Below are 7002 nucleotides of genomic sequence, written 5' to 3' on the forward strand. Positions count from 1 at the left end.
GGGTTCACGCCGCCGGCATCTGCTGCTGGGCCTTCTGCAGCGCGGCCTTGACCGAGTCGGTGGTCACCGCGCGCCCGGCGGCGGCGTCGGCGAACAGGTCCTTCACCGCCGTACCGACCGTGGTCTCGAACTGCGACTCGGAGGCGACCTGCGGCAGCGCGGCCGCGCTGGTGGCGAGGGTGTTCTTCAGGACGGCGTTGGACGGGGAGTTGAACGCCGAGTCCGCCTGGGCGGCCTTGACCGGCGGGATGGAGCTGTAGGCCGTGTTGAGGGTCTTCTGCTCGTCGTCGGAGGTCATGAACTTCACGAACTTCGCGGCGCCGTCGAGGTTGTGGGTGTTCTTGAAGACGGCGATGTTGATGCCGGCGACCATGGAGTCGACCTGGGTGCCGGTGCCGGGCGTGCCGGACAGCACGGGCACGGGGGCGACACCGTAGGCGTCCGGGCTCATGCCCTGGGACTTGAGGTTGGCGGCGGCGGACTGCCACAGCAGCATGGCCTGCTTGCCCTTGGCGAAGTCGCTGACGGACTGGTTCTGCGCGTACTCGGCGTCGCCGGTCGGGATGACCTTGTCCTTGGCCATCAGGTCGACGTAGCTCTTGACCGCGTCGACCACCTTGGGGTTGGTGAAGTCGGGCTTGCCGTCGGCGGTGAAGAAGTCGGCGCCGTGCTGCTTGGCGAAGACGAAGACGTGGTGGATGTTCTCCGACAGGTTCGAGCCCTCGGCGCCGAGCGGGGACTTGCCCTTGGCCTGGATCTTCTTGCCGTCGGCGATCAACTCGTCCCAGGTGGTGGGCGGTTTGGCTATGCCGGCGTCGGCGAAGATCTGCTTGTTGTAGTAGAGCGCGTACGCCATCGAGTACAGCGGCACCGCGGCGGGGTCCTTGCCCTGTGCGCCCGTCGAGCCGAGCGCGGAGTCGACGAACCGGTCCTTGCCGCCGATCTTCGAGAAGTTCTTCGCGTCCCACGGGACCAGCGCGCCGGTGGCCTGCAGCGAGGCGCTCCAGGTGTTGCCGATGTTCAGCACGTCCGGGCCCTGGCCTGAGGTGGTCGCGGTCAGGATCCGGTTGAGCAGGTCGGACCAGGGCACGACCTCCAGCTTCACCTTGATGCCCGTCTGCTTCTGGAACTTGTCGAGTTCGGGCTGGAGGACCTGCTTGTCGACGGCGATGCTGGCGCCCTGGTTGGAGGCCCAGTACGTCAGCGTCTTCGGCGAGTCGTTGGACCCGCCGCCGCTGGACGAACCGCCTCCGCAGGCCGTTGCCGCGAGGGCGAGAGACAGGGTGACGGCGCCTGTGGCCGCGGCTCGGATGCTGCGCATGGCTCCTGGTGTCCCTTTCCGGGAGTCGAGAACCTTCGGGGCTGCTCACGGAGCCGGCACCGGTCCTGCCCCGAAGCCCCTCACGGCTTAATTTAGGACGTGAGTTAAACCCTTGAAGAAACGCTCGTCAAGGGATCCCGCAGCGGTATCCGCTCCGGCCGGGCCGCCGACGACCGGAATCACGGGCACGGAGGGGCGGAGACGGGTGGCCGCAGGGCCGTGACCTGCGGCCGGAGCGCGGTCGCCCGCTTCTACAACGGTTGTGTGTCGACGGGGAGTTGATGGGGTGCGGGCGGCGACGGGCTGCGGGCTCGGACGCCGGTCCGCGCCACGAGCCGCTTCGACTCGTGGCACGGACCGGCGGACCACTGGACCAGCGGATCGGCGGATTGGCGGACCAGCGGATTGGCTGGGCTCCGTATCCGTACGTCCTGGAGCCCGGGGGCCCAGGCGCGGTCGCCGAGGAGATCGCCGACCGCGCCCCCGGCCGCGCACGCGCGGTTCCTACCGCGCCGGCGCCGGGGCGTACCCCGCGGGACGGGTCGTGAAGGTGCCACGGCCCTGGGTGCGGCTGCGCAAACGCGTCGCGTAGCCGAACAGGTCGGCCAGCGGGACGGCCGCGGTGACCACGGCCGCGCCGCCGCGCGTCTCGGAGCCGGCGACCCGGCCGCGCCGGGCGGCGAGGTCCCCGAGGACACCGCCCACCGCGTCCTCGGGCACGGTGACCGTGACCTCGGCGACCGGTTCCAGCAGGGCGAGCGCGCAGGCGCGCAGGGCCTCGCGGAGTCCGAGCCGGCCGGCGGTGCGGAAGGCCGTGTCGGAGGAGTCCTTCACATGCGTGGAGCCGTCGGTGAGGGTGACCCGCAGCCCGGTCACCGGGTGCCCGTCGAGCGGTCCCTCGGCGAGGGCGTCCCGGCACCCGGCCTCCACCGCGCGCACGTACTCCTGCGGCACCCGCCCGCCGGTCACGGCGGAGCGGAACTCGAAGCCGGTGACCCCGGTTTCGGGGCCGAGCGGCTCCAGGTCGAGCACGACATGGGCGAACTGCCCAGCCCCGCCATCCTGTTTGACGTGCCGGAACACGAACCCGCGCACTCCCCCGACCACCGTCTCGCGGTACGCGACCCTCGGCCGGCCCACACCGACCTCCGGGCCGCCGTCGCGGCGGATCTTCTCCACCGCGACCTCCAGATGGAGTTCGCCCATCCCGGACAGCACGGTCTGACCGGTCTCGGCGTCGGTGCGTACGACCAGCGAGGGGTCCTCCTCCGCGAGCCGGGCCAGGGCCGTCGCGAGCCGGCCGGTGTCCGTGCCGCGCCGAGCCTCGACCGCCACGGACACCACGGGCTCGGCGGCCACCGGCGGTTCCAGGAGCAGCGGGGCGCCGGGGTCGCACAGCGTGGAGCCGGTCCGCGCGGACTTCACCCCCGCGAGCGCGACGATGTCACCGGCGACCGCCCGCTCCAGCTGGGCGTGCCGGTCCGCCGTCACGCGCAGGATGCGCGCGACGCGCTCGGTGCGCCCGGTGCCCGGGTCCCACACGGTGTCTCCCTTCTCGATCGTGCCCGAGTAGACGCGCACGTAGGTCAGGCGCCCGGTGGCGCCGGCGTTCACCTTGAACACCAGCCCCGCGAAAGGCGCTTCGGGATCGGCGGCCCGCCGCTGCTCGGCGCCGTCGTGGACACCGCGTACGGCGGGCACGTCCAGTGGCGAGGGCAGGTAGGCCACGACCGCGTCCAGCAGTGGTTCGATGCCGCGGTTGCGGTAGGCGGAGCCGCACAGGACGACCACGCCGTCCCCGGTACGGGTGAGGTCGCGCAGGGCCGCGGTGAGGGTGGCGGCCGAGAGCGTCTCCCGGTCGCAGAACTCCTCCAGGGCGCCCGGATGCAGCTCGGCCACCGCCTCCTCCAGCGCCCGGCGCCGCCGTACCGCCTCCTCCCCCAGCGCCTCGGGCACCGGTCCCTCCACGGCCGTACCCTCACCGTCGGCCCAGGTCAGGGCGCGCATCCGGACCAGGTCCACGACGCCGGTGAAGCCGTCCTCGGTGCCGATCGGCATTTGGACGACCAGCGGGGCGGGATGGAGCCGGCCGCGGATCGAGTCGACGGCCCGGTCGAGGTCGGCGCCCGCGCGGTCGAGTTTGTTGACGAACGCGATTCTCGGTACGCCGTGCCGGTCGGCCTGCCGCCAGACCGACTCGCTCTGCGGCTCGACTCCGGCGACGGCGTCGAACACGGCGACCGCGCCGTCGAGCACGCGCAGCGAGCGCTCGACCTCGTCGGCGAAGTCGACGTGCCCGGGTGTGTCGATGAGGTTGACGCGGTGCCCGTCCCAGGCGCAGCTCACCGCGGCGGCGAAGATGGTGATGCCACGGTCGCGTTCCTGGGGGTCGAAGTCGGTGACGGTGGTGCCGTCATGCACCTCGCCGCGCTTGTGGGTGGTGCCCGTCGCGTACAGGATCCGCTCGGTGACGGTCGTCTTGCCGGCGTCGACGTGCGCGAGGATGCCGAGGTTGCGGACGGCGGTGAGGGTGCTGAGGGTGGTGGCGCGCATGGCCCGGGGCCTTTCTGCGAATCAGGGAAGAGGGCGGCGCGATTCCCCGTGCACCGGGCGACACGACGGTACGACGGCGACCGGACGCGTTCCGGGTGGACCGGAGGAGTTCCGGGTGCGTCGGACGGGTTCCGGGCGGGCCGAAGGGTCCCGAGGGGGCGGCCTGGCGGTACCGGGTGTCAGCGGGGCGTCACGGGCGTCCGGTGCCGGCCGCGCAGCGGGCACCGGACGGACGAGGACACCAGGATCACCTCGGACCGCGAGGGGGGAACGACGACGGCGGTACGGTCACGCACGGCCCGCTCCCCTCTGTGTCCACGTGTCTCGGCGCGCGCCGCGGATTCGGTCGCGGCGCTCGGTACGCTTCGACAGTACGAGAGCCATGCGCGCCGGGCACATCATTTTTCGGCGGCGGCACCGCTCGTGACGCCGGGGCGGCCGTGCGCCGGTCCAGGATCCCGCTCGACGGCGGTCGTCTCGAAGGGGCGCCGCACGCGCATCCGTTCCAGCGCCCGGGCGAGGCGGCGCAGCCATTCCGCCGCTGTTCCCGGCACCCGGGGGTGCCGCTCCTGGAACGCGGCCCAGTCCACGTCCCACCGGACCACCGCGGCGGGGTCGAAGGCGTCCGCCTCCGTGGGCGCGGCGCCTCGGAACACCGTCCGCAGCAGGCGCGGTGGAAGCGCGGCGCCCTCCTTCTCGGCGAGCAGTACCGCGTCGTACAGGTCCTTGCCCTGCGCCCGGCCGCCGTCGCGGCTGTCGGTGTGCAGCCAGAGCAGCTTCCACGCCAGGGACAGGTCCCGGCTCGCGGTCCGCACCGGGGTGGGCGCGCCACCGTCGCCCCGCGGTACCAGGGTCCACACCGGGGGCTCGGGGAGGCGTTCGTCCCGGGCGAAGTCGAGTCGCACCTCGCCGGGCGGCAGACCGTCCGCGCGCCAGGGGACGACCAGCCGGACGCCCGGGGTGTCGTAGCAGGCGTAGGTCCAGGTGCCGTCCACGCGCGCGTGCTCGGCGTCGAGCACCAGGCCCGGGGCGGCCCGCGGGCGCCTGGCCACGCGTTCGAGCAGGTCCAGATAGGGAGGGCCGGTCTCCACGGCCTCCTCGTCGGCGAGCCAGCGCAGTCCCTCGGGCGGCAGGACCGGTCGCTGTCCGGCGGTGCCGAACTCCTCGTACGTCCAGATCTCGTACCGGGCGGCCCCGTCGGCTGCCTCGGGCCACTGCTGCACCGTCTCGATCCGGTCGACGTACGGATACGGGTCCAGCCCGTCGGTCCCGACGGCGTCCTCCAGGACCACCCAGTCGAGGTCCGCGGGTTCGCGGGCCGCGTCTCCCACCCATGCCGGCATGACCATGCTTCCCCGCAGGACGAGACTCGCGCTCCAGGGGGCGTCCGCGACAAGGCGCAGCACATGGTCGAGCGCCGCGCGCCGGGCCAACCGTTCCGCGGCGGGCGGCGCGGTGGGGGCGCCGCTCCCGGCCGTCGTGTGGGGCCCGCTCACGCCTCGCTCCGCTTCCATGCGGCAGAACCGTAGTCCGCGGCACTGACAACACGATGAGTTCGTCGGAATCCAACTGCCTTACCGGATCGCGTAGTTCTGGAGGCCGAGTTCAGCCGCCGGACCCCGATCGTCCGAATGCGGACGCCCTGCGACGGATGGGATCCGATGTGCGGGTGCGGCGGCGAATATGTCATGTTCGCGGCGTGCACGGCTTGGCCGGTGATACCCGTGGGATCGACACCAACTCGGTAGAACCAGGGGGAATCGCGTGTCAAGAACCGCGAAGCACGGCACGAAACGTGAACGGCCGCGGCGTACGGGGAGGTGGGGCGGGTCGCTGGTCGCGGTGCTGGCGGCGCTCCTCTTCCTGGCGACCGGCACCGCCCAGGCCGCCGGCGCCTCGACCGGCGCCTCGGGGCACCACAAGAAGACCAGCAAGGTGTACCTCAAGGTGACGCCGGAGACCGCGAAGTCCGTCCGCGGCGGCGACAAACCCGTCAAGCCCCGCTCCCTGCCCGGAGCGCACAAGAACTCGCTGACCACTCCGGTGTCCTCCATCACCCCGGACGAGTGCCTGGCGCAGAGTTCCTCACGCAGCGGCGACGGCTACGGCAAGGACCGCTTCGCCTCCTGCCAGGCGTACCACCTGCACGCCTGGCACGTGGTGTGCGACTGGCTGTTCGGCTGTGACCAGGTCGGCACGGCCGACGCGGATCTCGTCGACATCCAGTACACGGGCAACGGCGCACGCGACGTCTACATCGCGCAGTTCCTCGGGAACTGGGTCCAGGACGGCGACATGTCCGAGATCACCCTCACCGTCAACACCACCTGCACCGCGTCCGCCGGCTCCGGCCCGTGCGACACGGTGTCGGGCTCGCCGACCACGGAACCGGTCGAGCAGTGGGTGCTGGGCGGTGACGACTTCCTGTACTACTCCTTCGAGCAGCCCACCGGCGCCGGCGCCGACCAGGTCGGCAACGCCCATCTCAACTGGCACGTCACGGCCGCAGGCGGGGAGAACGGCCCGGTCACCCGGGACGGCCCGAACAGCGGCATGCGCTGCGACTCCGCGAGCTACATCATCCAGGCCGGCGGCAGCATCGGATGCGTCTTCCCGTGGGTCGCGCCGCAGACCCTGGCGATCCACCGGGGCACCACGCCCGAGTCCGCCCAGAACATCTGGGAGGCCCAGAACACCCCGCTGACCACGCAGCCGCCGTCCAGCATCTTCGGCATACCGTTCAAGAGCATCCCGGGCTCCCCGGCGAGCGGGCGGCCGCTGCACCGCGACCGTGACAACATCACCGCCCACCGCAACACGGCGCGGGCCGCCTGCCGTACGTACTTCCCCGGGAAGTACCCGGCGCCGAACACCGACTGCGACGAGTACCCCTTCGCCTCCACCCAGGAGGGCGCGGTCGACCTCGGAAACTTCCGCAACTACGTCGTCAAGCCGATCGACAGCGACGACAACCAGCAGGCGGGCCGGGACCTGGGCGACTTCTACGCCGACCAGCGCATCCTGGGCAGCAACGGCGTCCACGACCCCTTCTACGTGTCCATCCAGCCCTGACCCCGGCGCCGCGCCGGGCACGGGCCGGGTAAAACCGCCCGGTCGCGCGCCCGGCC

At 72.1% G+C, this 7002-nt stretch carries 4 protein-coding genes; 1 reads left to right on the forward strand and 3 read right to left on the reverse strand.

The genetic code is table 11. The features are described from left to right. Nucleotides 1–4: 4 nt before the first annotated feature. The 3 genes from ACWEN3_RS11715 to ACWEN3_RS11725 form a co-directional block, all read right to left on the reverse strand. The gene (locus ACWEN3_RS11715; RefSeq protein WP_452968811.1) at nucleotides 5–1321 is read right to left on the reverse strand and encodes an ABC transporter substrate-binding protein; all 1317 of its coding nucleotides are present in this window, start codon (nucleotides 1319–1321) and stop codon (nucleotides 5–7) included. A gap of 504 nt (nucleotides 1322–1825) precedes the next feature. After that, a complete protein-coding gene (fusA, locus tag ACWEN3_RS11720) occupies nucleotides 1826–3874 on the reverse strand; it encodes an elongation factor G (protein ID WP_452968813.1) in 2049 nt (682 codons plus the stop codon). 398 nt (nucleotides 3875–4272) lie between these two features. Continuing rightward, complete coding sequence (locus ACWEN3_RS11725; protein WP_452968815.1) at nucleotides 4273–5370, reverse strand: nucleotidyl transferase AbiEii/AbiGii toxin family protein; 1098 nt, start codon at nucleotides 5368–5370, stop codon at nucleotides 4273–4275. Between the two features lie 268 nt (nucleotides 5371–5638). On the opposite strand from ACWEN3_RS11725, the gene ACWEN3_RS11730 reads away from it, so the two are divergent. Next, nucleotides 5639–6946 carry a NucA/NucB deoxyribonuclease domain-containing protein gene (locus tag ACWEN3_RS11730; RefSeq protein WP_452968818.1) on the forward strand — a complete coding sequence of 436 codons (1308 nt, stop codon included), beginning with the start codon at nucleotides 5639–5641 and terminating at the stop codon, nucleotides 6944–6946. Nucleotides 6947–7002: the final 56 nt, after the last annotated feature.

It is taken from the genome of Streptomyces sp. NPDC004561 (assembly GCF_053602155.1).